Here is a 625-nt window from a genome sequence, read left to right on the forward strand (position 1 = left end):
AGCGTGTCTGATGTGGCTGGCAATCCAATTTCAGCACAAGATTCAGTCGAACTTGATAACACCGCAGTTATTACAACCAGCATTGATAAAACCGCCGACGGCGTGATTAATGGCAACGGTGAAAGCGCCGCCATGGTCGTGCGTGGTACTGTGACTGATGTGGAAGACGGTCAAACCGTGACGGTGATCATCAGTGATGGCACAAACCAAGTTGAAACCACGGCGCTTGTGCAAAACGGCGAATACGTTACTGATCCGATTGATGCAAGCGCATTAAACGACGGCACACTCACCGCTACCGCCAGCGTATCCGATGTGGCAGGCAACCCGATTTCAGCACAAGATTCAATCGAACTTGATAACAGCGCGGCGATCACAACCAGCATTGATAAAACCGCCGACGGCGTGATTAATGGCAACGGTGAAAGCGCCGCCATGGTCGTGCGTGGCACGGTGAGCGATGTGGAAGACGGTCAAACCGTAACGGTGATCATCAGCGATGGCACAAACCAAGTTGAAACCACGGCACTTGTACAAAACGGCGAATACGTCACCGATCCGATTGATGCAAGCGCATTAAACGACGGCACACTCACCGCTACCGCCAGCGTATCCGATGTGGCAG

The 625-nt window shown here is 52.6% G+C and carries 1 protein-coding gene; it reads left to right on the forward strand.

The window, feature by feature from the left end:
- On the forward strand, nt 1–625 hold a 625-nt coding region (locus PSH48_RS20715), incomplete at both ends, for a hypothetical protein (RefSeq protein WP_273612293.1).

It is taken from the genome of Pseudoalteromonas sp. Angola-4, from assembly GCF_028599265.1.
Taxonomy (GTDB): Bacteria; Pseudomonadota; Gammaproteobacteria; order Enterobacterales; family Alteromonadaceae; genus Pseudoalteromonas; species Pseudoalteromonas atlantica.